This is a genomic window from Pantoea sp. UBA5035 (assembly GCF_002415245.1).
In the GTDB taxonomy this organism is placed as follows: domain Bacteria; phylum Pseudomonadota; class Gammaproteobacteria; order Enterobacterales; family Enterobacteriaceae; genus Pantoea; species Pantoea septica.
Map to the genome: position 1 here is coordinate 1 of NZ_DICD01000011.1, position 23,741 is coordinate 23,741.

At 60.7% G+C, this 23,741-nt stretch carries 21 protein-coding genes; 6 read left to right on the top strand and 15 right to left on the bottom strand.

Annotated features, from left to right (window positions below):
* Window positions 1-318: 318 nt before the first annotated feature.
* Complete coding sequence (locus B3229_RS07495) at window positions 319-2,487, bottom strand: ornithine decarboxylase (RefSeq protein WP_286870238.1); 2,169 nt, start codon at window positions 2,485-2,487, stop codon at window positions 319-321.
* Window positions 2,488-3,056: 569 nt separating this feature from the next.
* Here B3229_RS07495 and B3229_RS07500 point away from each other — a divergent pair.
* Window positions 3,057-4,040, top strand: a complete 984-nt coding sequence (locus tag B3229_RS07500; protein WP_286870239.1) for an MDR family oxidoreductase — start codon at window positions 3,057-3,059, stop codon at window positions 4,038-4,040.
* Here B3229_RS07500 and B3229_RS07505 read toward each other — a convergent pair.
* The 6 genes from B3229_RS07505 to B3229_RS07530 form a co-directional block, all read right to left on the bottom strand.
* Complete coding sequence (locus tag B3229_RS07505) at window positions 4,037-4,546, bottom strand: CinA family protein (protein WP_048782143.1); 510 nt, start codon at window positions 4,544-4,546, stop codon at window positions 4,037-4,039. The genes B3229_RS07500 and B3229_RS07505 overlap by 4 nt on opposite strands.
* A 96-nt stretch (window positions 4,547-4,642) precedes the next feature.
* Complete coding sequence (locus B3229_RS07510) at window positions 4,643-5,422, bottom strand: heme ABC transporter ATP-binding protein (RefSeq protein WP_286870240.1); 780 nt, start codon at window positions 5,420-5,422, stop codon at window positions 4,643-4,645.
* Entirely contained in the window at window positions 5,419-6,417 is a 999-nt protein-coding gene (locus B3229_RS07515; RefSeq protein ID WP_286870241.1) for a FecCD family ABC transporter permease, read from the bottom strand. The genes B3229_RS07510 and B3229_RS07515 overlap by 4 nt, the downstream gene beginning before the upstream one ends.
* A complete protein-coding gene (locus B3229_RS07520) occupies window positions 6,410-7,234 on the bottom strand; it encodes a heme/hemin ABC transporter substrate-binding protein (RefSeq protein ID WP_286870242.1) in 825 nt (274 codons plus the stop codon). The genes B3229_RS07515 and B3229_RS07520 overlap by 8 nt, the downstream gene beginning before the upstream one ends.
* The gene (locus B3229_RS07525) at window positions 7,231-8,262 is read right to left on the bottom strand and encodes a hemin-degrading factor (protein WP_286870243.1); all 1,032 of its coding nucleotides are present in this window, start codon (window positions 8,260-8,262) and stop codon (window positions 7,231-7,233) included. The genes B3229_RS07520 and B3229_RS07525 overlap by 4 nt, the downstream gene beginning before the upstream one ends.
* Before the next feature lie 55 nt (window positions 8,263-8,317).
* Window positions 8,318-10,660, bottom strand: a complete 2,343-nt coding sequence (locus tag B3229_RS07530; RefSeq protein WP_376781167.1) for a TonB-dependent receptor domain-containing protein — start codon at window positions 10,658-10,660, stop codon at window positions 8,318-8,320.
* 248 nt (window positions 10,661-10,908) lie between these two features.
* Here B3229_RS07530 and B3229_RS07535 point away from each other — a divergent pair, with 248 nt between their 5' ends.
* Complete coding sequence (locus tag B3229_RS07535; protein WP_286870244.1) at window positions 10,909-11,196, top strand: SelT/SelW/SelH family protein; 288 nt, start codon at window positions 10,909-10,911, stop codon at window positions 11,194-11,196.
* Between the two features lie 10 nt (window positions 11,197-11,206).
* Here B3229_RS07535 and B3229_RS07540 read toward each other — a convergent pair whose 3' ends face one another.
* The 8 genes from B3229_RS07540 to B3229_RS07575 all read right to left on the bottom strand — a co-directional run bounded on the left by B3229_RS07540 (window position 11,207) and on the right by B3229_RS07575 (window position 18,191).
* Window positions 11,207-11,743, bottom strand: a complete 537-nt coding sequence (locus B3229_RS07540; RefSeq protein ID WP_286870245.1) for a PadR family transcriptional regulator — start codon at window positions 11,741-11,743, stop codon at window positions 11,207-11,209.
* Between the two features lie 81 nt (window positions 11,744-11,824).
* Window positions 11,825-12,616: a siderophore-interacting protein gene (locus B3229_RS07545; protein WP_286870246.1), complete on the bottom strand. Its 792-nt coding sequence runs from the start codon at window positions 12,614-12,616 to the stop codon at window positions 11,825-11,827.
* Between the two features lie 232 nt (window positions 12,617-12,848).
* Window positions 12,849-13,052 (bottom strand): hypothetical protein, encoded by a 204-nt coding sequence (locus B3229_RS07550; protein WP_048782150.1) that lies wholly within the window; start codon window positions 13,050-13,052, stop codon window positions 12,849-12,851.
* 185 nt (window positions 13,053-13,237) lie between these two features.
* A complete protein-coding gene (locus B3229_RS07555) occupies window positions 13,238-14,104 on the bottom strand; it encodes a helix-turn-helix domain-containing protein (RefSeq protein WP_286870402.1) in 867 nt (288 codons plus the stop codon).
* 459 nt (window positions 14,105-14,563) lie between these two features.
* The gene (locus B3229_RS07560; protein WP_065426289.1) at window positions 14,564-14,731 is read right to left on the bottom strand and encodes a DUF2474 domain-containing protein; all 168 of its coding nucleotides are present in this window, start codon (window positions 14,729-14,731) and stop codon (window positions 14,564-14,566) included.
* 1 nt (window position 14,732) lies between these two features.
* Window positions 14,733-15,737: a cytochrome d ubiquinol oxidase subunit II gene (gene cydB, locus B3229_RS07565; protein WP_033752337.1), complete on the bottom strand. Its 1,005-nt coding sequence runs from the start codon at window positions 15,735-15,737 to the stop codon at window positions 14,733-14,735.
* A 1-nt stretch (window position 15,738) separates the two neighbouring features.
* A complete protein-coding gene (locus B3229_RS07570; RefSeq protein WP_033752340.1) occupies window positions 15,739-17,163 on the bottom strand; it encodes a cytochrome ubiquinol oxidase subunit I in 1,425 nt (474 codons plus the stop codon).
* 656 nt (window positions 17,164-17,819) lie between these two features.
* On the bottom strand, window positions 17,820-18,191 hold the full coding sequence (locus B3229_RS07575) for a winged helix-turn-helix transcriptional regulator (protein ID WP_048782123.1): 372 nt from the start codon (window positions 18,189-18,191) through the stop codon (window positions 17,820-17,822).
* A 103-nt stretch (window positions 18,192-18,294) separates the two neighbouring features.
* Between B3229_RS07575 and B3229_RS07580 the strand changes: the two genes are divergently transcribed.
* The 4 genes from B3229_RS07580 to B3229_RS07595 all read left to right on the top strand — a co-directional run bounded on the left by B3229_RS07580 (window position 18,295) and on the right by B3229_RS07595 (window position 23,572).
* On the top strand, window positions 18,295-19,149 hold the full coding sequence (locus B3229_RS07580) for an SDR family oxidoreductase (RefSeq protein ID WP_286870247.1): 855 nt from the start codon (window positions 18,295-18,297) through the stop codon (window positions 19,147-19,149).
* Between the two features lie 208 nt (window positions 19,150-19,357).
* Window positions 19,358-20,458 (top strand): NADH:flavin oxidoreductase/NADH oxidase, encoded by a 1,101-nt coding sequence (locus B3229_RS07585; protein ID WP_048782119.1) that lies wholly within the window; start codon window positions 19,358-19,360, stop codon window positions 20,456-20,458.
* Window positions 20,459-20,856: 398 nt separating this feature from the next.
* A complete protein-coding gene (locus B3229_RS07590; RefSeq protein ID WP_277268915.1) occupies window positions 20,857-22,515 on the top strand; it encodes an alpha,alpha-trehalase in 1,659 nt (552 codons plus the stop codon).
* A 103-nt stretch (window positions 22,516-22,618) separates the two neighbouring features.
* On the top strand, window positions 22,619-23,572 hold the full coding sequence (locus tag B3229_RS07595) for an aliphatic sulfonate ABC transporter substrate-binding protein (RefSeq protein WP_286870248.1): 954 nt from the start codon (window positions 22,619-22,621) through the stop codon (window positions 23,570-23,572).
* Window positions 23,573-23,741 lie beyond the last annotated feature (169 nt).

The window sequence follows — 23,741 nt, forward strand, 5'->3', positions numbered from 1 at the left end:
GTGGCGGCGGGGGGTGTGGGGGCCATCGCAGCCGCTGGGCGGAGGAAGGAGTCCAGGATGAGGCGACAGGACGTCGCCGAAAGCGCGGGCCAGGCCAGGACGGCCTGGCCTGCGCGGGCCGTCAGAAATCCTGGGAGAGCGAAGGGACCCGCGCAGCGGGCGGATGAGCTGGCCCGGGGCGCGGGTGCAGGGCCGGCGCCTACCGGCCCTGCTCGGTCGCCCGCAGCGGGCGAAATGAAACCCCCTCGCTGTCAGGCGAACGAAACCCGCACTGCTGTCAGGCAAACCTCCCGTCAGGCGGGACGGCCCCCGCCGCCGCTACCGCCCGGCCAGGCGCCCCTCCACCATCATATTCGCCACCAGCTGCAGACGCCCCTGCCCGTCATCCTCGGTATAGACCCCCTGCAGCTCCGGCGAGAAGCCCGGCAGCTGGTTGACGCCCTCTTCCAGCGCCAGGAAATAGCGCTGCACCGCGCCGCCCCACACCTCGCCCGGCACCACGCAGAGCACGCCTGGCGGATAAGGCAGCGCGCCTTCGGCGGCGATGCGCCCTTCGGCCTGCGCGATCGGCACCAGCTCGACGTCGCCGCGAATATAAGCCTGATGCGCGTCCTGCGGGTTCACCTTCACCGCCGGGAAACTCTTCTGGCGGAACATCGCCTTCTGCAGATCCTTTACGTCGAAGCTGACGTAGAGATCGTGCATCTCCTGGCACAGCTGACGCAGGGTATAGCCCTTGTAGCGCGCCTGATTTTTGCGATAAATCGTCGGCAGCACCTCCGCCAGCGGTGCATCCTCTCTGACGTGCTGTTCGAACTGCGCCAGCATCGCCACCAGATGCGCCATCTTCTCCGCGCTCTCCGCCGGCGTCAGCAAAAACAGAATAGAGTTAAGGTCGCACTTCTCCGGCACGATGCCGTTTTCGCGCAGATAGTTCGCCAGAATCGTCGCGGGAATGCCGAAGTCGGCGTATTCGCCGCTCGCCGCGTCGATGCCCGGCGTGGTCAGCAGCAGCTTGCAGGGATCGACCAAATACTGATCCTGCGCGTAACCGGCAAAGCCGTGCCATTTTGCCTCCGGCTCGAAGCTAAAGTAGCGGCTGTCGCGCGCAATGGTCTCCGTGGGCGCATCCTGCCATCGCATGCCGTCTACCTGCTCCGGCACAAACGGCAGGATCATCTCGCAGCGATCGAGGATCGCCTTGCGCGCCTCGATGCCGAGCGTCACGCATGACTGCCACAGCTGGCGGCCCGCTTCGCCCTGATGCATTTTGGCATTAACGTCCAGCGCGGCGAACAGCGGATAAAAGGGACTGGTAGAAGCGTGCAGCATAAAGGCGTTGTTCAGCCGCTTGTGCGGGCAAAAGCGCTTCTGACCGCGAATATGGTTATCTTTTTTATGGATCTGCGACGTCTGCGAAAAACCGGCCAGCTGCTTATGCACCGACTGGGTAACGAAGATGCCCGGGTCTTGCGCGGTAAGTTCCAGCGTCAGCGGCGAGGTGCCCGCCATCACCGGAATAAACTGCTCATAGCCGAGCCATGCTGAGTCGAACAGAATGTAGTCGCAGAGATGCCCGATGCGATCTACCACCTGACGCGCGTTATAAACCGTGCCGTCGTAGGTGCCGAGCTGAATAATCGCCAGCCGGAAAGGACGCGCTTCGCCGGCGCGCTGCGGCGCTACTTCTTTGATCCGCTCGCGCAGCCAGCCCTCGTCGAAGCAGTGCGCGTCGATGCCGCCGATAAACCCGAAAGGATTACGCGCCGCCTCCAGATAGACCGGCGTCGCGCCCGCCTGGATCAGCGCGCCGTGATGGTTCGATTTATGGTTATTGCGGTCGAACAGCACCAGATCGCCGCGCGTCAGCAGCGCGTTGGTCACCACTTTGTTGGCGCTGGAGGTGCCGTTCAGCACGAAGTAGGTTTTATCCGCGTTGAACACCTTTGCCGCGAACTTCTGCGCATCTTTCGCCGAGCCTTCGTGGATCAGCAGATCGCCGAGCTTTACGTCGGCGTTGCACATGTCGGAGCGAAAAACGTTCTCGCCGTAAAAATCGTAAAACTGCCGTCCCGCCGGATGCTTACGGAAAAACGCCCCGCCCTGATGTCCCGGACAGGCGAAGGTGCTGTTCTGCATATCGACATAGCGCGTCAGGGTGTCGAAAAACGGCGGCAGCAGGTTCGCCTCATACTCCGCCGCGGCCGCTTCCAGCGACGCCCACTCTTGCGCGGAGCCGTTCAGCTCGCCGGTCACGCCCGGCAGATGCAGCACCTCCTCTTCATAGGCGTTGGCGACAAATACCGGCAGATTGAAGCCGGTATGGCGCAGCAGCGCCAGCACGCCGCTGCGCGTATCGGCCAGCGAGACGACCACTGCCGCCACGTCGGTAAAGTCGGTGTTGTCCAGCGTCACTACGTCACGCCCGGTATTAAGGGTAAGGCTGGGAGCCACAGCGGCGCTGGCGGCAATTTTCAGTGGTGTCATAACACAAATCCCCAACGGTGAAGGATGAGTGGGTGCCAGAGGCACGGCAATAGGGAAGATTCCCCGGCGAATAACGTCAGGCGGAAGCGGAGCAAAAGGTAAAGCCGCACCCGATAGACATCAGTAAAGCCAGATCGCGTCTGTCTTTACGCATGCCCAACAGCGAACGTTTAGCTGGCCTCACCGCATGGCGCGCGGGAACGGCTGAAAGCGGCGAGCAGAGAGGAGCGCCTTGCGCAGAGGGCAAAGCGAGCGGAGGCAGGTGCGGCTGTGCATTGTTCCGGCCATAGCGACATCCTCGACGAACAGGCAAAAAGAGGCGCAATCATGTCATTTTTTTAGCATGGGAACAACCCGCCCAAATTAATAATCTCGCAAGGCATAAAATCTCAACACATTGATAAATAATAAATTAAATCAAGATAAGCTGAAATAAACGCTTAATTATCTTTGCTTTATGAAAAGTTATGCATTTATTAGCGCTTTCAGGCAGCGCCTGCGCCCTCTCTACCCCTTCCCGCCGAGGAGGAGTAGACTGGCCGGCACATTTCCTGATTGCCGGAGGCTGCATGTTTAAAGCATTAGTCATTGAAAATGATGAGCAAGGCTACCGCACCAACCTGAAAGATCTCAACGAATCCCAGCTGCCCGACCATGACGTCACCGTCGACGTCGCCTACTCCACGCTGAACTACAAAGACGCGCTCGCCATCTGCAATAAAGGCCCGATCGTGCGTCAATTCCCGATGGTGCCGGGCATCGATTTCGTCGGCCGCGTCACCGCCAGTCGCCATTCAGAGTGGCGGCTGGACGATGTGGCGCTGCTGACCGGCTGGGGCGTCGGCGAGAAACAGTGGGGCGGCCTGGCGCAGAAGGCGAGCGTGCCTGGCGACTGGCTGGTTGAGGTGCCCGCCACGCTTAGCCCGCTACAGACTATGGCGATCGGCACCGCGGGCTTTACCGCCATGCTGTGCGTGATGGCGCTGGAGAAACAGGGCGTGACGCCGGATCGCGGCCCGGTGCTGGTCACCGGCGCGAGCGGCGGCGTCGGCAGCTTCAGCGTCAGCCTGCTGGCGCGCCTGGGCTTCGAAGTGATCGCCGCCAGCGGACGCGCCAGCGACGAAGGTTATCTGATCGATACGCTCGGCGCGCATTCGGTCATCGACCGCAGCGAGCTGTCGCAGCCCGGTAAGCCGCTGGCGAAAGAGCGCTGGGCGGCGGCAATCGACAGCGTCGGCAGCCATACGCTGAGCAACGTGCTGGCCGCCACCCAGCGCGATGGCGTGGTCGCCGCCTGCGGCATGGCGCAGGGGCTGGATCTGCCCGCCAGCGTCGCGCCCTTTATCCTGCGCGGCGTGACCCTGACCGGCGTCGACAGCGTGATGTGTCCGAAACCGCTGCGCCAGCAGGCGTGGCAGCGCCTCGGCGAACTGCTGAACAGCGACACGCTGACCCAGCTGACGACGCTGATCCCGCTCAGCGAAGCGAAACAGGGCGCGCAGGATCTGCTGGACGGCAAGGTGCGCGGCCGCCTGATTGTCGACTGCCGTTAAGCGTTCTGATGCAGGGCGACGTCGCGCAGCAGCACCGCAAGGCGCTCCAGCGCGAACTGCGCGCCCTGCTCCATCACCGATTTCGGCTCGCCCTCGAAGCGTCGCATCTCCGCCACTACGCTGCCGTCGGGCAAGGTCCAGCCAAACCAGATGGTGCCTGCTGGCGTGCCGTCTTCGCCGCCATCCGGTCCGGCATAGCCGGTAATCGACAGGCTGACCGGCTCGCCAGAGCGCTCGCGCGCGCCGATCGCCATCTCGCGCGCCGTCTGTTCGCTCACCGCAGTATGTGCTTCCAGCGTTTCCGGCCGCACCCCGAGCAGCTGGCTTTTCGCGTTATCGCTGTAGGTGACGAAGCCGCTGGTATAGAAGTTGCCGCTGTTTTCCACTTTCGCCAGCGTCATGCTGATCAAGCCGGCGGTGCAGGACTCGGCGGTCGCTAACCGCCACTCAGAGGAGAGAAGCCGCTCGCCAAGCTGTTCGGCGGCCTGATCTAATGCATCGTTCATATCTTGCTTCCCTGTTCAGTGATTCAGAGTAGAAAGTATGGTCGAAAATCGGCGCGCCGCTAAGCGCTAACGCCATGAATAGTAAGCCAAACGGCTTTACGCACGCAGCTGGATCGTCGGCCTGCCGCTTTCGTGATGAGCGGAGACGCGCAGGTCCGCCCGATACCAGCGCGTCAGCGTCGCCTCGGTCATCACCGTCTGCGGCGCGCCCTGCGCCACCAGAGTGCCCTGATGCAGCAGCAGAATGCGATCCGCCCAGAGCGCGGCGAGGTTGAGATCGTGCAGCACGGCGCAAACGCCGAAATCGCCCCGGCGCGACAGCTGGTACAGCAGCCGCAGCGTCTTCTGCTGCCAGTAGAGATCGAGCGCCGAGGTCGGCTCGTCGAGAAACAGCCAGCCGCGCGGCGCCCCGTCGCGCCAGAGCTGCGCCAGCACGCGCGCCAGCTGCACGCGCTGCTGTTCGCCGCCGGAAAGCTGCCGATAGTCGCGCCCGGCCAGCTCGCTGCAGCCGGTCAGCGCCATCACCTCCTCGACGATGGCCGCCGCGCCTGCGGCAGGCCAGGGTGCGCGGCCCATCGCCACCACGTCGGCGACGGGCAGCGCGAAGGCGACCGGATTCTGCTGGCGCGTCACCGCGCGCCGCTGCGCCAGCTGCGCGCGCGGCCAGGCCGCTAAGGGACGATCGCCCAGCCGACACTCGCCCTCATCGGGCGTCAGAAAGCCGGTCAGCATCCGCAGCAGCGTCGATTTGCCTGCGCCGTTCGGGCCAATCAGCGCCACCAGCTCGCCCGACGCCAGCGACAGATCCAGCGCGTCGATCAGCACTCGCCCGCCGCGCGCATAGCGCAGGCTGCGCGCCTCTAACTGATCCATCATTCCACTCCTCGCTGCTGGCGCAGGATCTGCCAGAGAAACCAGGGACCGCCCAGCAGGCTGGTCAACAGTCCTACCGGCATCTCGGCGGGCACCACAAGGGTGCGCGCCAGCGTATCCGCCAGCAGCAGCAGGATCGCGCCCGCCAGCGCCGAACCGGGCAGCATCCAGCGGTGATCGCTGCCGAGACAGAAGCGCATCACGTGCGGCACGACCAGGCCCACGAAGCCGATAATGCCGCTGACCGAAACCGCCGCGCCCACCAGCAGTGCGCTCAGCGTCAGCAGCTGCCGCTGGGAGCGCCTGACGTCGAGTCCCATATAGTGCGCATCCTCTTCGCCCAGCTGCAGCAGGTTAAGATGGCGCGCGCGTCGCTGCGTCAGCAGCAGCGCGGGCAGGATAAAAACGGCGCAGACCGCCAGCACCGGCCACTGCGCCTGGCTCAGGCTGCCCATGCCCCACAGCGAAAGCTGACGCAGCTGCTGGTCGTTGCTGAGCCAGGAGAGCACGCCCACCGCCGCGCCGCACAGCGCGTTAATGGCGATGCCCACCAGCAGCAGACGCGCCAGGCTGCCGTGCGCCCGCTGGCTGAGGCTGAAGATCAGCGCCATTACCGTCAGGCTGCCGAGAAAGGCCGCCAGGGTCGGCAGCCAGAGCGCCAGCAGCGGGGGCAGCGTCAGCGGCAGAAGAAGAGCGATCGCCACCGCCAGCCCTGCGCCGCTGCTGATGCCGAGCAGGCCGGGATCGGCGAGCGGATTGCGAAACAGCCCCTGCATCACCGCGCCGGAGACCGCCAGCGCCATGCCAGTCAACACTGCCAGCAGCACGCGCGGCAGGCGGATATGCAGCCAGATCTGCCAGACCATATCGCTGAGCGGCGCCCGCCACAGCGCACGCAGCGACAGCGGCATCGCGCCGAGATTCGCCGCCAGCGCCATCGCCATCAGCATGCTCATCAGCATCAGCGCCAGCCAGCGCGGCGCGGCGGCATTACTCATGCCGCGCCGCTTCCGCCGCTTTACGCAGTTTAACGATGGCGCCTGGCGTATCCAGGCCGAAACCGAGCAGCGCCATCTCGTCGATCACCAGCAGGTTCTTATGCTGGCCAGCCGGGGTCAGCGCCAGGCCCGGCAGCTGCCACACCTTCTCTTCGTCGCCGAGGGTTTTCAGCCCATCGTCGCCGATCACCACCAGATCCGGCGCGGCGGCGATGACGCCCTCCTGCGACAGCGGCTGATAGTGCGGCACTGCCGCCATGGCGTTGATCAGGCCCGCGCTGCGGATAGCGCCGTCGGCGGCGGTATCGCTGCCCGCCGCCAGCGACTTCATGCCGCTGTGCGACATGATAAACAGCACCTTCACCGGCAGCGGCCGCTTCGGCAGCGCCGCCAGCGTCCGGTTAACCTGCTGCACCAGCGCCTGCGCCTCTTCGTCGCGGTGCAGCGCCTTGCCGATGGCGGCGATCTTTTTGGGGATCGCCGCCAGGCTGTTCTCACCGTTTATCTCCACCACCTTAACGCCAGCCTGAGCGACCTGCTGCAGCGCCAGCGACGGTTTCGCCAGCTCGCTGCTCAGCACCAGCGTTGGCTTCAGCGCCAGAATGCCTTCGGCGTTGAGTTGACGCATATAGCCGATATCCGGCAGCCGCTTCGCCAGCGCCGGATGCTGGCTGGTGCTGTCGCGCGCCACCAGCGCCTGCTGCGCGCCCAGCGCGTAAACGATCTGCGTAACGTCGCCGCCGATGGAAATCACGCGCTCCGCCGCCAGCGACGGCAGCGCCAGCAGCAGCGTTAGCCCGGCGATTATCCCTTTCATACGGCTTCTCCCGCCGCGCTCAGCGAGGTCACCTGCTCGCGCCAGCGCGCCTGCTCCGGCGTGCCTTCGCTGCGCTGGCCGTAGAGCTGGGCGATCTGCGTGCCGTCGGCCGCGAACAGCTCCAGGCTGGTGACGAAGCCGTCGCCGGTCGGTTTGCGCGTCACCCAGCTCTCATGGATCTGATCTGCCATCAGGTGCAAGGTAAAGTGTGGATTGAACAGATTGAGCCAGTTATCCATCGGCGCCACTTTTTCCACCGCGCCGGTAAAGATCTGGGTGCAGCCGCGATTGCCGACGAAAATCATGATTTCGTTGCCGTCTCGCTGCGCCAGCGTCAGCAGCCGCGCCAGCGCGTCGTTATCCACGCGCCATGCCAGATCGCTGCCCGCCGCGCGAAACGCCTGCGGTCGCGAGACGTTATGACGCTTCAGCAGAGCAAAAAACTGATGCACGTCGGTCATGGCGCGCCATTCGCTGTCGATAGCGGCGGCGTCGATATGCTCAGCGAAGCGGGCAGTTTCCACAGGCTCTGTATGCAGCGCGGCGGGCGCGTCGTCGACAAAGCGCGCGATCAGCGCCTGCCAGGCCGCCATATCGGTATAGTCGGTGGCGTAAATTTTCAGCACCGCGTCGCCGTGACGATCGAAGATCTGAATGCTCTGCCGCTCGCCGTGCGCGCTCTGCTCGCGCAGAAAGAAAGCGCTGCGCCACTGGTTGAGAAAGATGCGCTGATCGAGCGCGCGCGGATTCAGCACCAGCCCGGCGTGATCGCCCAGCGTCAGGTTCTGGTAACGGCCAAGATGCTCATGCACCGCATAGTCATTGCGGGTGATGCTTTTCGTTTCGCCCACCGCCTCCAGCGCCGGCAGCAGCTCGCGAAACTGCGGCTTTAGCGGCTGCGCCTCCTGGCCAACGCGCGCTGCGCACAGCTCCGCTTCGCTAATGCCCATCAGCGAAGCCAGCTCGCGGGCGTATTTTTTCGGATGACGGCTTTTCAGCGTCTGGTAGTGCTGCCAAAGTGAATTCATTGCGCCTTGCTCCCCTAAGAGATGCGCCCTGCGCCTGCGCAGGGCGTTCCAGTGATTAGAAATCGACGTTGACGCCCAGCTGGTACGTCCGGCCCGGCATCACCGCCAGCGCCACGTCGTTGCGATCCTGCGCCGTGTCGCTGGTCAGCTCGCGGCTGCTGGTGTAGTCCCAGTATTTGCGGTCGGTCAGGTTATAGACGCCGCCGCTCAGCCGGACGTTCTTCGCCACCTGCCAGTAGGCCGTTGCATCCACCATGCCATAACCCGGCACGCGCATATACTCGCCGGCGGCGTCAGCGAGCGCCGCGCCGCTGTTGCTGTAGCTTTCGCGGCCGGTCTCGGTGGCGCGCTTGCCTTTCACGAAGGTCGCGGTCACGGCCGCGCCATAGCCGCGCTGCACGTCGTCCCACGCCAGGCCGACAATCGCCTTCAGCGGCGCGACGCTGTCGAGATCGACATATTTGTCGCCTGAGTAGCTCGACTTCGACTTCCCTTCGTTATAGCCCAGCGCAAAGGTGGCGCTCAGCCCGTCGACCGGCTGGAACCAGCTGCCGAAGTTAAGTTTCGTCGCCAGTTCGGCGCCGTAGATATAGGCCTTGTCGCGGTTTTCCGCCTGGTAGGTGGTATAGATGTTGCCCGGCACGTTGACGAACTTATCGGGGTTGCCGGCGCGGGTATAGCGCGTGTAGGCGATAAAGTTTTTGTACTGGTTGTAGAACAGCGAGGCGTTTACCGTCACGCCTTCCACCGCCTGGCCTTTCAGTCCCCATTCGAAGTTATTGCTGGTTTCCGTATCGAGATCCGCATTGCCGACCAGCGCGTACTGGGCGCGCCCTGCGTAGCTGGATCCAAGGTTCCAGGAGCCGTAAAGCTGACTGGCGGTCGGGAATTGCACGCCGCGCTTGTACTGCAAATAAGTGATAAGCGCAGGGGTCAGATCGTACTGAAAGGTGAGCGACGGCAGCACCTCGGTGTCGCTGTTGCCGGAGCCGTAGAGCGTTTCCAGCTGTTCTTCGGTCAGCACGCTGCTGCCGGCGGTGAGATCGGCGAGGTTGCGCGGTTTGGTGTTCTGGTACATCACGCGCACGCCGGGGATCACCGCGAAGCCGTGGCTGTCGAGGTCGAAGTTGATCTTATCCTGCACAAAGCCGGCGACAGTGTAGCTGCGGCTGTCGGCCTGCGGCTGCATGATCACGCTGTACTGACTCGGCGTGGGCGACTGGCGGAACGGACGCTCGGTATCCTCAATGTGCGCGTTGACGCCAGCGCTCAGCTCGTGGCGGCCGGCGATTTTCGTGGCGCGCGTGTCGAAGCCGAGGCTGCGCGTGTTGTAATCCGAGTAAACCCGTTCCCAGGCGCTGGCGCTGCTCGGCATCCAGGTATTGTCGTGCGACTCGGTTTTCTGCCAGTAGAGGCGCGTGGTCAGCGTATCGAGCAGGTCGTTATAGGGCGTCCACTCGTCCGCCAGGCTGACGCCGAAGCGGCGCGTGTCGCTCTGCTGCTGCGAGGTGCCCCAGACGGTATTGCCAGAGGTGTCCCAGCCGTCATAGTGGGTGTGGTTAGTTTTATGGTAGTAGTCGAAGGTGGCGCTCAGCTTGTGCTGGTCGTTGGGCTGCCAGATGCCAGAGGTCATAACGGCGTCGGAGTGCCAGTTGGCCGGATAGGCCTGCTTCACGCCGCTGTTGTTTTGGGTTTCCTGCCCGTCGCGACGGCTGTAGACGAACAGGCCGCGCAGTTCCTCGTCGCCCGCCGCGGCCGTAATGCCGTTGTGCCAGCTGCGGTCGGCGGAGTTGTAGTTGCTCTGATAGCCGAAGTACGTGTTTTTGCTGCCGCTCAGGTAGTCGTCGGCGCTTTTGTTATGAAACGAGACGTTGCCGCCAATCGAGGCGTTGGGCTGATCGACCGCAGTCGCGCCCTTCTCAATCTCAATGCTGCCGAACATATAGGGATCGATGTAGTCGCCGCGGCCGATGCCGAAGGTATTGTTGCCGACGCGGCTGACGTAGGGACGGCCGGTGGCGTCGGGCAAGGGAATGCCGTCAACGTCAAGTCCAACGCGGTTGCTCTCCAGACCGCGAATGTTGTAGCCGCTGTAGCCTGCGCGGTCGAAGCCGCTTTTGCCCGAAGAAGAGCCGCCCGCCGAGCCGGTGGCGCTGATCAGCGGCTCGTAACGCATGATGGAGCCAAAGTCATTCGCGCCGCGCTTTTGCAGATCGGCTGCGGTCAGGGTGGTTTTATTGCCCGCTTTGGGCTTCGGCGCGGTAACGGTCATTACCGCATCGCCGCTGGTCGAGTCAACGAGAGGCGAATCGCTGGCGGCGTAGCCGCAGGCGGCATGAACAGATGAGGCGAGCAGCGCGATTTTACACAGACGCTGTTGGGTCAATCCCTGAAACATTAAAGACATAAGCGCAAATACCTTTTGATTGTTAGTATTTGCTCACTTACTTGCTGTCAGTAGCTAAATTTCGGCTTCGCACATAAAAACCGTAAAGAGAAACGTCATTTTTATAGGAATTATTTCGCCAGAAATGTAATGTAAGTGGTAATCATTATCAACTAGCTTTAGAGTAAGATGTATCTTACACCGCACGAATTGCCAAGCTGCGCCGTGCGCCCCCTCTCTTTTTCGCTACGGAAAACCCTATGACTGAGAAACCGTCCGTCACCATCCACTACTGCACGCAGTGTAACTGGCTGCTGCGCTCCGCCTGGATGGCGCAGGAGCTGCTGCAAACCTTCGCGGACGACCTGTCAGCGGTGACGCTTAAGCCGGGCACCGGCGGCGTTTTCGTCATTACCATTGATAGCGAGACGCTCTGGGAGCGTAAGCGCGACGGCGGTTTCCCCGATGCGGCGGCGCTGAAGCAGCGCGTGCGCGATCTCTGCTTCCCGGAGCGTTCGCTGGGGCATGTAGACAAGAAGAAGCCCTGAGGCAGCGGCGTTAGCTGGCGGCGATTTTATCCGCCGCCGCATTCAGCGCGTCGACCACCTTTTCCAGCGTTTCCGCCGAGATATCTTGCTGCGACAGGCGGCTATTGAGCGTGGTGCGTATGCGATGAATCGCCCGATCGACGTCGGGAAGGCTGCGGTTGTTCACCAGCACCGCCAGCGAGGAGAGACGCTCGATAAGGTGCGCAATATGCGCCTGCTGTTCAGCCAGCCGCGCGCGCCCTGCCGCATTTAACGTATAGGCCTTGCGCGACGCCTGCGCGTCCACCACGCGGATAGCGTCCATCTCTTCCAGCAGCGTCAGGTTGGGGTAAATAATGCCGGGGCTGGGAGAATATTCCCCTCTGGAAAGCTCTTCGATCGACTTGATCAGCTCATAGCCGTGCGCATCGTTTTGCGCGAGGAAGTGCAGCATTAACAGGCGGATATCGCTGGCGTCCAGCATCTTCTCACGACGTTTGCGACGACCGCCGCACTCACCGCGCGGAGCGGAATCCTGGTGACACAAGAAAGCCGGATCCTGTTTCATTGCCTGCCTGAAGGGAGTTTTTACGGGAGGATGATAGTAGTCCGCCGCCTGGCAAAATTCAACACGGGCGGCGGCGGCGGCCTATCTGGCGTGCCAGTAAGCGACGGCGCGCACGAAGGCGGCATCCAGGCCGCGACGCTCGACAAAGTATTCGCCGAGCGCTTTCGTGAACGCGCCTTCGCCGGTCAGCCAGATAAAGTAATCCTCCTGCGGCAGCCTGATGTTATCCAGCTCGGCGATGAGCGCCTCAAGCTTACCCGACTGCGCGGCGCCGCTGCCGAGCCAGCGCACATTCACCCCGGCCAGATCCGGCAGGTAGTCGCGGCCGGTCGCTTCATCCACGCAGGCGAACAGATGCATCTCCTGCGCCTCGGCAGCCGCCACGCGGCGCTTAAAGGCTGGCAGGCTGGTTTCGTCGCAGACGTAGAGCTGAAACGCGTAGTCGGTCGGCACCACCAGCGAGCCGCGCGGGCCGCCGATGATTAACCGATCGCCCTCTTGCGCCTGCTGCGCCCAGCTGCTGGCGACGCCGCCCTCATGAATATAGAAATCGATGGTCAGCGATGATTCGCCGTCAAAGGCGAGCGGCGTGTAGTCACGCGCCGGCGGACGCGCGCCGTCCGCCCATACCACGCCCTCGTCGGTCATCTGCGGCAGCGGCAACTCCGCGCCGCTCTCCTGCGGGAAAAAGAGTTTGATATGGTCGTCAAAGCCGGGTGAAGCGAAGCCCGCCAGATCGCTGCCGTGAAACACTACGCGCCAGAATTCACCGGCGACAAGCGTTTTGCTGGCGACGCTAATGCGACGGAAACGCAGTTCATTGCGCACGCGCTGCGGCGCGCGGCTGCGGGAGGCTCGGTTGTCGGAATGCATAAGTTCTCCTGTTACGCAGCTGGCTAGCGCCCTCGGCTGCAAACGTCAGTACGTGAGATATTTTTTAGAAATGATTCTCATTTGAGACGCTCAGATTACTCATGATATATCTTACGCGCAAGGATCGATTGTGCTGTTTTCGCGCAGCCGAAAGCCTGCGCGGGCAAATGCCTGCACAGCGATAAAAGAAGGGAGAAAGCGAAAGCGCGCGCCGGATGGGCGCGCGCGGCGATCAGACGTTGTCGTTTAACACGTCTGAGCTGAACTGTTTTTGCGACTGCTGCGGCAGCGCATTGTCGCCCAGGATTTCGTGCTGGGTCGGCTGGGCATGCGGGTGCAGGCCGGCAGGCGGCGTAAAGGGTTCAGCCATCTGGGCGCTGGCGAAAAGCGGCAACGCAGCAAGCGCCGTAACAAGGAACAGCGTAGAAAGTTTCATGATTGTCGTCGTTTTAACTGTCTGGTTCGGAACGAACCTGAAAGGCAGATGAATATCCAGTCCGGCAGGCCAAATGCACGATATCTGCATGGCTCCCGGGTTAAGGCAGGAATTTTACGCCAGAAAGCGCATCTATTTTATAAAATCGTGCGGTTTATCACACTTCACCGCACGAAAAGCCGTTTTCAGCTCTGGGCGACCGGTATCGAGAAGAGCCCCACCAGCGCATCCGGCGTCGAGGCTTTCATATCGAGCCGCAGCAGATCTTTGCCCTGACGGCGCGCGACGCCCAGCGCGGGCAGATGCACGTAGTAGAGATCGGCGATAAAGCGCGTTAGCTGCTCGGGCGCGCCCTGCCAGGGAAAGGTGGCGTAGAGGCCGCGCGCCGAGGTCCAGTTAACGATTTGCGATCCCAGAATGTCGGCGTGCTGGCACTCCAGCGCCTGGAGCAGGCTGATATGCTGCTGCTCCGCCGCCGAGCTGCCCGGGCCGTACTGAAAGCCGAGCCAGCCGCGTTCAACATGGGGCGCGGCCAGCTGCACGAAGTGGCGCGCCTGCTGCGCGACAGTTTGCGCATGGTCGCGCACGTAGTCGCCGAATTTGCACTCCCACTCGATCAGTTCGCCGCGCAGCTGCAGTTCATCGCGCTCCACCAGCTGCGCCTGCAGCATTTCGCCATATACGGAGATAGGCCCGTGAAAGCTTTGCAGCTGCAGGTCAGGCACGCGGCGGAAGGCGCCCGGCGTAAGCGAGAAGTGACTTTTGAAGACGCGAGTGAAGTTTTGCTGGTTATCAAAACCAAAACGCACCGCGATGTCGATCAGCGGCATGCGGGTCAGGCGCAGCGCCATAGCGGACATGGTGAGACGACGCTTGCGCGTGTAGGCCGCCAGCGTCTGGCCGGTCATCTCTTTGAACATGCGCTGCATGTGCCATTTGGAGTAGCCGGATTTCAGGGTAATCAGATCGATATTAAGATCGTCGGTCAGATTCGCCTCAATCCAGTCCACCAGATCGCTGATGTACTGTTTTTTAACGTTCAGGCTGAGCATTTCGGTGCGGATCGTAGAAAGTATTGCGAGATTAGTCACATAATCATAACAAAAACGTCTTACGCATGTAAGGAAGGGTAAAGGGAGCGTAAGCAAAGCGCGGAGAAAAGGCATTTAATGCTTAGCCTGATAACCAAACAGAACAGGCTGGCAAAGCTGGCCTTCTTATTATGGATGATGGTGATGGTGCGGTGCGGTGCGGTGCTGGTGCAGACGCGGATGGCATGGCCCGATCGCAAAGTCGCTTTACGCATCCCTGCTCGCTCGGCCCGCGACATCCCTGTCGCGGGACGCTTTGCTCTTCGGTCCATGCTATCCGCGTTTCAATATCTGTGCGGTTTTTACAAGGCTAAAACCCCGGATGCTCTTCGGTCCATGCCATCCGCATCCACTCCAATACTCACACCAGCATAAAAAAAGGCTGGCAGAGCCAGCCTTCACATCATCAACCAGAAACCACTAGTGGCTGCGCATCCCTGCCGCTGTCATCATCATCCGGAACAGCGTGGCCACGACGCCGAGCGCCAGCACGCTTGCTCCATAGATCACCACCAGCCACAGAATGCGTTTCCACAACGGGGCTTTGGGTTCCTTGTGGTTTTTCACGCTGCCGACCTCGGTTCGCATATCAATGGTATCCTTCGTCTGCTTTGACTTTCCCGCGGAACACGTAGTAGCTCCAGAAGGTGTAGCCCAGGATCATCGGAATAATCAACAAACTGCCCACCAGCATAAAGGCCTGGCTAATCGCCGGCGACGCCGCCTGCCAGATAGTCACCGAAGGTGGAATAATATTCGGCCACACGCTGATACCCAGGCCAGAGAAGCCGAGGAAAATCAACGCCAGCGTCAGCAGGAACGGCGAATAGTGCGCCTCGCGCTTAATGGCGCGCACAATGCCCCACGAGCAGAGCAGCACCAGCACCGGAACCGGCAGGAACCAGTAAAGGTTTGGACGGGTAAACCAGCGCTGCGCGATGGCGTCATGGCTGAACGGCGTCCAGAGACTGATAATGCCGACCACCACCAGCAGCGCGATCACCAGCGGCGTCGCTAGCGCGGACATCTTACGATGCAGCTCGTTCTCGGTTTTCATGATCAGCCAGGTACAGCCCAGCAGCGCATAGGCGATAACCAGACCCACGCCGCAGAACAGCGGGAACGGCGCCAGCCAGTCCATCGCCGAGCCGCTGAAGTGACGGCCCGTCACCTTAATGCCGTCGAGCATGGCACCGACCGCCACGCCCTGACTAAAGGTCGCAAGCACGGAACCTGCAACGAACGACTTGTCCCAGAATGCGCGGTGCGTCTCGGTCGCCTTGAAGCGGAACTCGAAGGCGACGCCGCGGAAGATCAGGCCGATCAGCATCGCCGTCAGCGGAATAGAGAGCGCATCGGCAATCACCGAATAGGCCAGCGGAAAGGCGCCATACAGGCCCGCGCCGCCCAGCACCAGCCAGGTCTCGTTGCCGTCCCAGACCGGCGCGACGGTATTCACCATCATGTCGCGCTCAACCGCGTCCTTATTAAAGGGAAACAGCAGTCCGATACCGAGATCGAAACCGTCCATGACGATATACATCAGGGTGGCGAAAACAATAATCGCGAACCAGATAATGGAAAAATCGATCATTTTATTTTCCCTCCTGCGGATCGTTCAGACTTTCATGGGCCGCAGAGAGCGGACGAGCCGGGGTCTTGCCGTGGCCTGGACCGCCGTGACGCACATCCTTGCCTTCGCCGGTAAGCGGGCCTTTCTTAATCAAGCGCACCATATAGACGTAACCCACGCCAAACACCGCGGAGTAAACCACGATAAAGGCCAGCAGGCTGATGCTCATATGCAGATCGCCATGACCGGAAACCGCGTCGATAGTGCGCTGCACGCCGTAAACCACCCACGGCTGACGGCCGATTTCCGTGGTGAACCAGCCCGCCAGCAGCGCGATCAAGCCAGACGGCCCCATCAGCAAAGCAAACCACAGGAAAGGACGCGACTGATAGAGACGGCCTTTATAGCGCAGCCACAGGCTGACCACGCCGAGCGTAATCATCAGCAGCCCCATCGCCACCATCACGCGGAAAGACCAGAAGATAATCAGCGAGTTAGGACGATCCTCTTTCGGGAAGGTCTTCAGCGCCGGCACCTGCTTATCGAGGCTGTGGGTCAGAATCAAACTGCCGAGATAGGGAATTTCCACCGCGTATTTGGTGCGCTCTTCATCCATATCCGGGATACCGAACAGGATCAGCGGCGTCGCTTCGCCCGGCGGGTTTTCCCAGTGGCCTTCAATCGCGGCGATCTTCGCCGGCTGATGCTCAAGGGTATTCAGGCCGTGCGCATCGCCGATCATCGCCTGAATCGGCGCGACAATCAGCGCCATCCACAGCGCCATGGAGAACATCTTGCGGATCGCCGGATTGTCGTTGCCGCGCAGCAGATGCCATGCGCCGGATGCGCCGACAAAGAAGGCGCTGGCGAGGAACGCCGCCACCGACATATGGAACAGGCGATAGGGGAACGAGGGGTTGAAGATGATTTTAAACCAGTCCTCCGGCACCACAATTCCGTTCTGGATCAGGTAGCCCTGCGGCGTATGCATCCAGCTGTTGGAGGCAAGGATCCAGAAGGTGGAGATCAGGGTACCGAGCGCCACCATACAGGTTGCGAAAAAGTGCAGACCCGGACCGACGCGGTTCCAGCCGAACAGCATCACGCCGAGGAAGCCCGCTTCAAGGAAGAAGGCGGTCAGGACTTCATAGGTGAGCAACGGACCGGTAATACTGCCCGCAAACTGCGAGAAGCCGCTCCAGTTGGTGCCGAACTGATAGGCCATCACCAGACCCGAGACCACGCCCATACCAAAGTTAACGGCAAAGACTTTGGACCAGAAGTGATAGAGATCGCGATAGGTTTCGTTACGACTTTTCAGCCACATCCCTTCGAGCACGGCCAGAAAGCTGGCGAGACCGATGGTAATGGCGGGAAAAAGGATGTGAAAGGAGACAGTAAACGCGAACTGTATCCTGGCCAGGTGAAAGGCGTCTAATCCGAACATTGCTTACCTCGTTGCCACATATAACACCATATATTTACTTATAGTTAACAACTAAAGCACAGCGTTAATATTTACGCTGCGCTTAAGCCAATTGCTGACGCGAATTTATAAGAACTCGCGCCTGACAAACAGAAACAGTCTGGGATGCAAAAACTATAACAGCGTTTTTTGATTTTGGTCATTGTTTTTGTCCGCAATTACCTATTTTAACGCAATGCTTTAGGTTAATTCACAGGCATCAATGTGACATCTTTGTTATTTATTGTTGCATGATTACAGCGGAGAAGAAGGTGTGCGGCGCAGCGCCTCTTTACTGGCGCAACGCCCTGTTTAGGCATGTTATTTTATCTATACCCACAGCTGAAAAGCGGTCAATTTTGCGGTTCGACGCGGCGCTTAATGAAAGCAAATTAGGCATTTAGGCCATTAAGAATTCTTTTTAAGGCGTTACGTTTAAAAAACGTCATTTATCACCTTCAGCCATTATCGCTATTTCCGCCACGTTTAATTAACCCGCTGCGCAAACATGAAATAAAGTTGTTAATAACAATCGGAGGTTGCGCAGCGGGAATAAATGAATCAGCGCCGCTTTTTATTCAGGACGAATATTGCCCATACCCCTTTGCCTGCCGTCGCGCTGCCGGGCGGGAACGCCGTCAGACTTTTTCCCGCTGCGCCAGAATCCGGTCGACGTTAAGCTCCAGCCAGTCCGCCAGGCCGACCACCTGCCCTTCCAGCTCGCGGCCGAGCGGCGTCAGGCGATATTCTACATGCGGCGGCACGACGTTATAGGCGATGCGCTCGACGAAGCCGTCCTCTTCCATATGGCGCAGCGTCTGCGCCAGCATGCGCTCGCTGACGCCGCCCACCGCGCGGCGCAGTTCGCTGAAGCGCAGCGTATCGTTACGCAGCGCGAGAAAAATCAGCACGCTCCAGCGGCTGGTCACGCGCTTTAGCACCTCGCGCGACGGACAGTTGACGTTGAGCAGTTCGCCGCGGCTAAATTTTTCACTTATCTTTTCAGACATTTAATCTCGTTTCTCTAAACTAACAAAGTTGTAAGTACTTACGAAAAGTTAGCTTATATCCTACTCTTGCTTTCGACAACGACAAACGCAAAGGAGAGAGAAAATGATTGCAGTGACAGGCGCAACCGGCCAGCTAGGCCGTCTGGTTATTGAAGCCCTGCTGAAAAAAGTGCCGGCAGAGCAGATCGTCGCCGCCGTGCGCTCGCCGGAAAAAGCCGCCGATCTGGCAGCGAAAGGCGTGACGGTGCGTAAGGCGGACTACAGCCAGCCGGATACCCTGATGTCAGCCTTTTCCGGCGTGGATAAGCTACTGCTGATCTCCAGCAGCGAAGTGGGTCAGCGCGAAGCGCAACATAAGGCGGTGATTAACGCGGCGAAATCGGCCAGCGTAAAATTCATCGCCTACACCAGCCTGCTGCACGCCGACAGCTCGCCGCTGGGCCTCGGCGTAGAACATCGCGCCACCGAAGCGCTGCTGCAGGCCTCCGGCATCCCCTTCGCGCTGCTGCGCAACGGCTGGTACACCGAGAACTACGCGGCCAGCATCGCGCCTGCGCTGACGCATCACGCCTTTATCGGGTCGGCTGGCGAAGGACGCATCGCCTCGGCGGCGCGCCAGGATTACGCCGAAGCGGCGGCAGAGGTAATCAGCCGCGACGACCAGGCGGGCAAAATCTATGAGCTGGCGGGCGACGACAGCTATACGCTGGCGGAATTCGCCGCAGAGATTGCGCGCCAGTCCGGCGAGCAGGTGGAGTACGTTAACCTCTCTCCTGCCGAATTCGCCGCCGCGCTGAAAGGCGCTGGTCTGCCGGACGGCCTGGCGGAGATGCTGGCGGATTCTGATAAGGGCGCGTCGCAGGGCGGCCTGTTCGACGACTCACGCAGCCTGAGCAAACTGATCGGCCGCGCCACCACGCCTTATCAGGAGGTCATTAAGGCGACGCTGGCGAAATAAGGCGAAAACCAGAGGCGCGATGCTTGAGTGCATCCGCGTCGCGTCTCTGACGCAGCACAGGCAGCGTAGGCTGCGGGAGATGTCTCAGGGTACAGTGCTCGGCGAATCGGTCCTGATATTTCCCTTTCCGCCTCCGCCTGTGGCGCTTCGGCGGCGCGCTCTGACGGGAAAACCAGCGGCTGAAATACCATATGACCAAGAGGGTGCTATGTCTCTGTTTTCTGAATTTCGTCTGAAAGAGGTTACGCTGCGCAACCGCATCGCGGTGCCGCCTATGTGCCAGTACAGCGCCGAGCAGGGTCTGATCAACGACTGGCATCGCGTGCACTACGCGGCACTGGCGCGCGGCGGCGCGAGCCTGGTGATTGTCGAAGCGACCGCCGTTTCGCCGGAAGGCCGCATCACCCCCGGCTGCCTGGGCTTATGGAATGACGCGCAGGCCGAAGGGCTGGCGCAGGTCGCACAGGCGATCAAAGCGGCGGGCGCCGTGCCGGGCATTCAGATCGGCCACGCCGGTCGTAAAGCGAGCGCAAATAAACCCTGGGAAGGCGACGACCATATCGCGGCTGACGACGGACGCGGCTGGGAGACGATTTCGCCTTCCGCCGTTGCTTTCGGCAACAACCTGCCGCAGGTGCCGCGCGCCATGACGCTCGACGATATCGCGCGCGTGCGCAACGACTTCGTGCAGGCGGCCATCCGCGCGCGCGACGCAGGCTATGAGTGGCTGGAGCTGCACTTCGCGCACGGCTATCTGGCGCAGAGCTTTTTCTCGGTGCACGCCAACCAGCGTACCGACCAGTACGGCGGCGACGCTGCGGGACGCAGCCGCTTCCTGCGCGAAACCTTCGACGCGGTGCGCGAAGTCTGGCCGGAAAATCTGCCGCTGACCGCACGCTTCGGCGTGCTGGAGTATGACGGCCGCGACGAAGAGACGCTGGCGGAAGCAATCGATCTGACGCGCTACTGGCGCGCCAACGGTCTGGATCTGCTGAGCGTCAGCGTCGGCTTCTCCACGCCGGACGCCACTATTCCGTGGGGCACGCCCGCTTTCCTGGCGCCGATTGCCGAGCGCATTCGCCGCGAAGCGGATATCGCCGTCGCCTCTGCATGGGGTATCGACGCGCCGCAGATCGCTAACGCCACCATCGAGAAAGGTCAGCTTGATCTGGTGATGGTCGGCCGCGCGCACCTGAAGAATCCGCACTGGCCATATCAGGCGGCGCTGGCGCTCGATAAGCCGCAGCCGTCATGGGTACTGCCTGCGCCCTATGCACACTGGCTGGAGCGCTACCGCGTCAGCGAGTAAAGCGGCATCGCTTTTAAAGCGCGATAAGCGACGCCGCATACCTGTATGCGGCGGGCAATTTCGCGCTCATCCCGATGCCCTCGCTAGAGGGCATCGCCGTTAACTGCGCAAAAATGCCACAAACTGCTCAATTCGCAGCGCAACGGCAACGTCGGTTTTTGTCAATTTTTGCCGCTTTTTTTCAACTCTCCGCGATTTATTTCTGTTCTTGAAAGATTACTCCTAAATAGATGTTTTAAGCGCAGCGAGTTATTTACTTGATAACCAGAGCAATTCCGCTAAATAACCCATTGATAGACAATTTTTATTACGTTCATAGATATTCTGCATTGTTGTTTGGGCCTGCCATAAGTCTATAATTTTTCTTTTATGAAACCCTCAGACTCCAGGAGGCCGCTATTAATACTTATCGCCAGCAACTCAACGCATTCGATGAGGTTCGCAAAGGGGCGGAAGTTGAGTATCAATACGATCCCCACGAGCTCAAGCTTGATCGTATGCAGGATTCCGAGCCGGAACCGGAGCTGATTGAAGGCTTACCGGCGCCAGACGCGCTCACGCCTGCCGATCGCTACATGGAGCTGTTCGAGCATGTGCAGATGTCGCGCATCTTCGAAGACAGCAAAACCTTTCCGGACTGCTCGCCTAAATACGATCCGCTGGACGTTTTAATGCGTTATCGTCGTCAGAAACGCAGCCGCGATTTCGATCTGGCGCGCTTTGTGGCGGACCATTTTTATTTACCGGCGATAAACGAAAGTTTTTATGTTTCGAATCCAGATAAAACGCTGAACGAGCATATCGATGCGCTGTGGCCGGTGTTAACCAAAATGCCGCAGCAGCATTTGCCGCATTCGTCTCTGCTGCCGCTGCCGAAACCCTACGTGGTGCCCGGCGGCCGCTTCGGCGAGACCTACTACTGGGACTCCTACTTCACCATGCTCGGCCTGGCGGAGAGTGGACGCGACGATTTGCTGCGCCATATGGCGGACAATTTCGCGTGGCTGATCGACAACTACGGCCATATTCCCAACGGCAACCGCACCTACTACCTGAGCCGCTCGCAGCCGCCGGTGTTTGCGCTGATGGTCGAGTTGTTTGAAGAAGATGGCGTGCGCGGCGCGAAACGTTACCTCGACCAGCTGATGAAAGAGTATCAGTTCTGGATGGACGGCGCGGGCGCGCTGATGCCGCGTCAGGCCTACCGCCACGTAGTGCGTATGGCTGACGGCTCGCTGCTGAACCGCTACTGGGACGACCGCGATACGCCGCGTGACGAATCCTGGATTGAAGATGTCGAGACGGCGCGTCACTCCAGCCGACCGGCGAGCGAAGTGTATCGCGATCTGCGCGCGGGCGCGGCATCCGGCTGGGACTACTCTTCCCGCTGGCTGCGCGATCCTAAACGTCTGGCCAGCATTCGCACCACGCAGTTCATTCCGATCGATCTGAACGCGTTTCTCTACAAGCTGGAGCTGATGATCGCCACGCTCTCCCACGCGAAAGGCGAAGAGCTGACCGCGCTGGCGTGGCAGAAAAAGGCGGAAGCGCGTAAACGCGCGATCAACCGCTACCTGTGGGACAGCACGGCGGGCGTCTACCGCGATTACGACTGGCGCCGCGAGCGCTTCGGCGCCTTTACCGCCGCCGCCGTGGTGCCGCTGTTTGTCGGCCTTGCCACGCCGAAACAGGCGCACCTGCAGGCTATCGCGCTGCGTCAGCTGCTGCTTACCAGCGGCGGTCTGGTCGCTTCCATGGTCGAAAGCGGCGAGCAGTGGGACAAACCCAACGGCTGGGCGCCGCTGCAGTGGATGGCGATTGTCGGCCTCAACCAGTACGGCGAAGAGACGCTGGCGACGGAGATCGCAGTCAACTGGCTTACTACGGTGAACAATTTCTATCAGCTACACCATAAGCTGGTAGAGAAATATGACATCAGCGGCGATCGCGCCCGTCCCGGCGGCGGCGGCGAATATCCGCTGCAGGACGGCTTCGGCTGGACCAACGGCGTCACGCGTCGCCTGATGGCGATGTATGGCCATCTGATGGCCGACTAGCGCATTTCCGCGCTGGCGCAAAGCTTATGCGAAAAAGGCGTTTAGCGCGTCCCTGACGCGCTTTTATCATCAGCCTGATGATAACCCTCTGACAGGAACGCCCATGAAACCCTTTAGTCCGTTACTGGGCGGTGCGCTGTTGCTCACCGCCCTTTTCTCGTTCTCTACGCACGCAGATGAAACCCTTCGCATCGGCTATCAGAAATCCTCTACGCTGCTGACGCTGATCAAGCAGCGCGGCGATCTCGACAAAGCCCTGGCGGCACAGGGCGTAAAGGTAAGCTGGCATGAATTCTCCAGCGGACTGCCGCTGCTGGAGGCGCTTAATCTTAATAACGTCGATCTTTCGGCCGATGTCGCCGACACCGTGCCGCTGTTCGCCCAGGCGGCGGGCGCGAACCTCACCTACTATGCGCGTGAAACCCCGTCGCCGGCGGCGCAGGCGATCCTGGTACCTGCCGATTCGCCGATAAAAACGCTACAGGATTTAAAAGGGAAAAAGATCGCCGTGACCAAAGCGGCGGGCAGCCACTATCTGCTGATTGCCGCCCTTAAGAAAGCCGGGCTGAGCTTCAGCGACGTTTCGCCCGCCTGGCTGACGCCCGCTGACGGACGCGCGGCGCTGGAGAACGGCAGCGTCGCCGCCTGGGTCACCTGGGAGCCCTACGTCACCAGCGCTCAGGTAGAACAGCACGCGCGCGTGCTCGCCAGCGGCAGCGGGCTGGCGAACTATCAGCGCTACTACCTTGCGTCGACGCCCTACGCCAGCGCGCATCCGCAGGTACTGAACAGCGTTTATCGCGCGCTGAAGCAGGAAGCCGCCTGGCTGAAAGCAAATCCTGCCCAGGCAGCGGCGCTGCTTTCGCCGCTGTGGGGCAAACTGCCTGCTGCGACGATTGAGAAGGCGAATGCTCAGCGCAGTTACCAGGTTGAGCCGGTGAAGAAAAGCGATCTGGCGGAACAGCAGATCATTGCTGATGCCTTCTACGATGCGAAGCTGCTGCCGACGCGCATTGATGCGCAGGCGCCGACCGTCTGGCAGCCCGCAGCGCCCTGATCTTTTCGCTGGCTCAGCCGAGCCAGCCTGTTTCGTACGTCAATCGCGGGAAATAGTAAGTACATACTTTCAATAATCGCACTGATATATCTGAATTTTGACAAAAATCTTATTAACTCTGTTTCTTTTCTTCTTATCCAGATTTGTTTTCACTGCGCGCCAGCGATAT

What these genes read in the sequence shown, in the direction of transcription:
- B3229_RS07495 (WP_286870238.1), bottom strand. Translation starts at nt 2,487, where the DNA reads ATGACACCACTGAAAATTGCCGCCAGCGCCGCTGTGGCTCCCAGCCTT.
- B3229_RS07500 (WP_286870239.1), top strand. Translation starts at nt 3,057, where the DNA reads ATGTTTAAAGCATTAGTCATTGAAAATGATGAGCAAGGCTACCGCACC.
- B3229_RS07505 (WP_048782143.1), bottom strand. Translation starts at nt 4,546, where the DNA reads ATGAACGATGCATTAGATCAGGCCGCCGAACAGCTTGGCGAGCGGCTT.
- B3229_RS07510 (WP_286870240.1), bottom strand. Translation starts at nt 5,422, where the DNA reads ATGATGGATCAGTTAGAGGCGCGCAGCCTGCGCTATGCGCGCGGCGGG.
- B3229_RS07515 (WP_286870241.1), bottom strand. Translation starts at nt 6,417, where the DNA reads ATGAGTAATGCCGCCGCGCCGCGCTGGCTGGCGCTGATGCTGATGAGC.
- B3229_RS07520 (WP_286870242.1), bottom strand. Translation starts at nt 7,234, where the DNA reads ATGAAAGGGATAATCGCCGGGCTAACGCTGCTGCTGGCGCTGCCGTCG.
- B3229_RS07525 (WP_286870243.1), bottom strand. Translation starts at nt 8,262, where the DNA reads ATGAATTCACTTTGGCAGCACTACCAGACGCTGAAAAGCCGTCATCCG.
- B3229_RS07530 (WP_376781167.1), bottom strand. Translation starts at nt 10,660, where the DNA reads ATGTTTCAGGGATTGACCCAACAGCGTCTGTGTAAAATCGCGCTGCTC.
- B3229_RS07535 (WP_286870244.1), top strand. Translation starts at nt 10,909, where the DNA reads ATGACTGAGAAACCGTCCGTCACCATCCACTACTGCACGCAGTGTAAC.
- B3229_RS07540 (WP_286870245.1), bottom strand. Translation starts at nt 11,743, where the DNA reads ATGAAACAGGATCCGGCTTTCTTGTGTCACCAGGATTCCGCTCCGCGC.
- B3229_RS07545 (WP_286870246.1), bottom strand. Translation starts at nt 12,616, where the DNA reads ATGCATTCCGACAACCGAGCCTCCCGCAGCCGCGCGCCGCAGCGCGTG.
- B3229_RS07550 (WP_048782150.1), bottom strand. Translation starts at nt 13,052, where the DNA reads ATGAAACTTTCTACGCTGTTCCTTGTTACGGCGCTTGCTGCGTTGCCG.
- B3229_RS07555 (WP_286870402.1), bottom strand. Translation starts at nt 14,104, where the DNA reads ATGCTCAGCCTGAACGTTAAAAAACAGTACATCAGCGATCTGGTGGAC.
- B3229_RS07560 (WP_065426289.1), bottom strand. Translation starts at nt 14,731, where the DNA reads ATGCGAACCGAGGTCGGCAGCGTGAAAAACCACAAGGAACCCAAAGCC.
- cydB (WP_033752337.1), bottom strand. Translation starts at nt 15,737, where the DNA reads ATGATCGATTTTTCCATTATCTGGTTCGCGATTATTGTTTTCGCCACC.
- B3229_RS07570 (WP_033752340.1), bottom strand. Translation starts at nt 17,163, where the DNA reads ATGTTCGGATTAGACGCCTTTCACCTGGCCAGGATACAGTTCGCGTTT.
- B3229_RS07575 (WP_048782123.1), bottom strand. Translation starts at nt 18,191, where the DNA reads ATGTCTGAAAAGATAAGTGAAAAATTTAGCCGCGGCGAACTGCTCAAC.
- B3229_RS07580 (WP_286870247.1), top strand. Translation starts at nt 18,295, where the DNA reads ATGATTGCAGTGACAGGCGCAACCGGCCAGCTAGGCCGTCTGGTTATT.
- B3229_RS07585 (WP_048782119.1), top strand. Translation starts at nt 19,358, where the DNA reads ATGTCTCTGTTTTCTGAATTTCGTCTGAAAGAGGTTACGCTGCGCAAC.
- B3229_RS07595 (WP_286870248.1), top strand. Translation starts at nt 22,619, where the DNA reads ATGAAACCCTTTAGTCCGTTACTGGGCGGTGCGCTGTTGCTCACCGCC.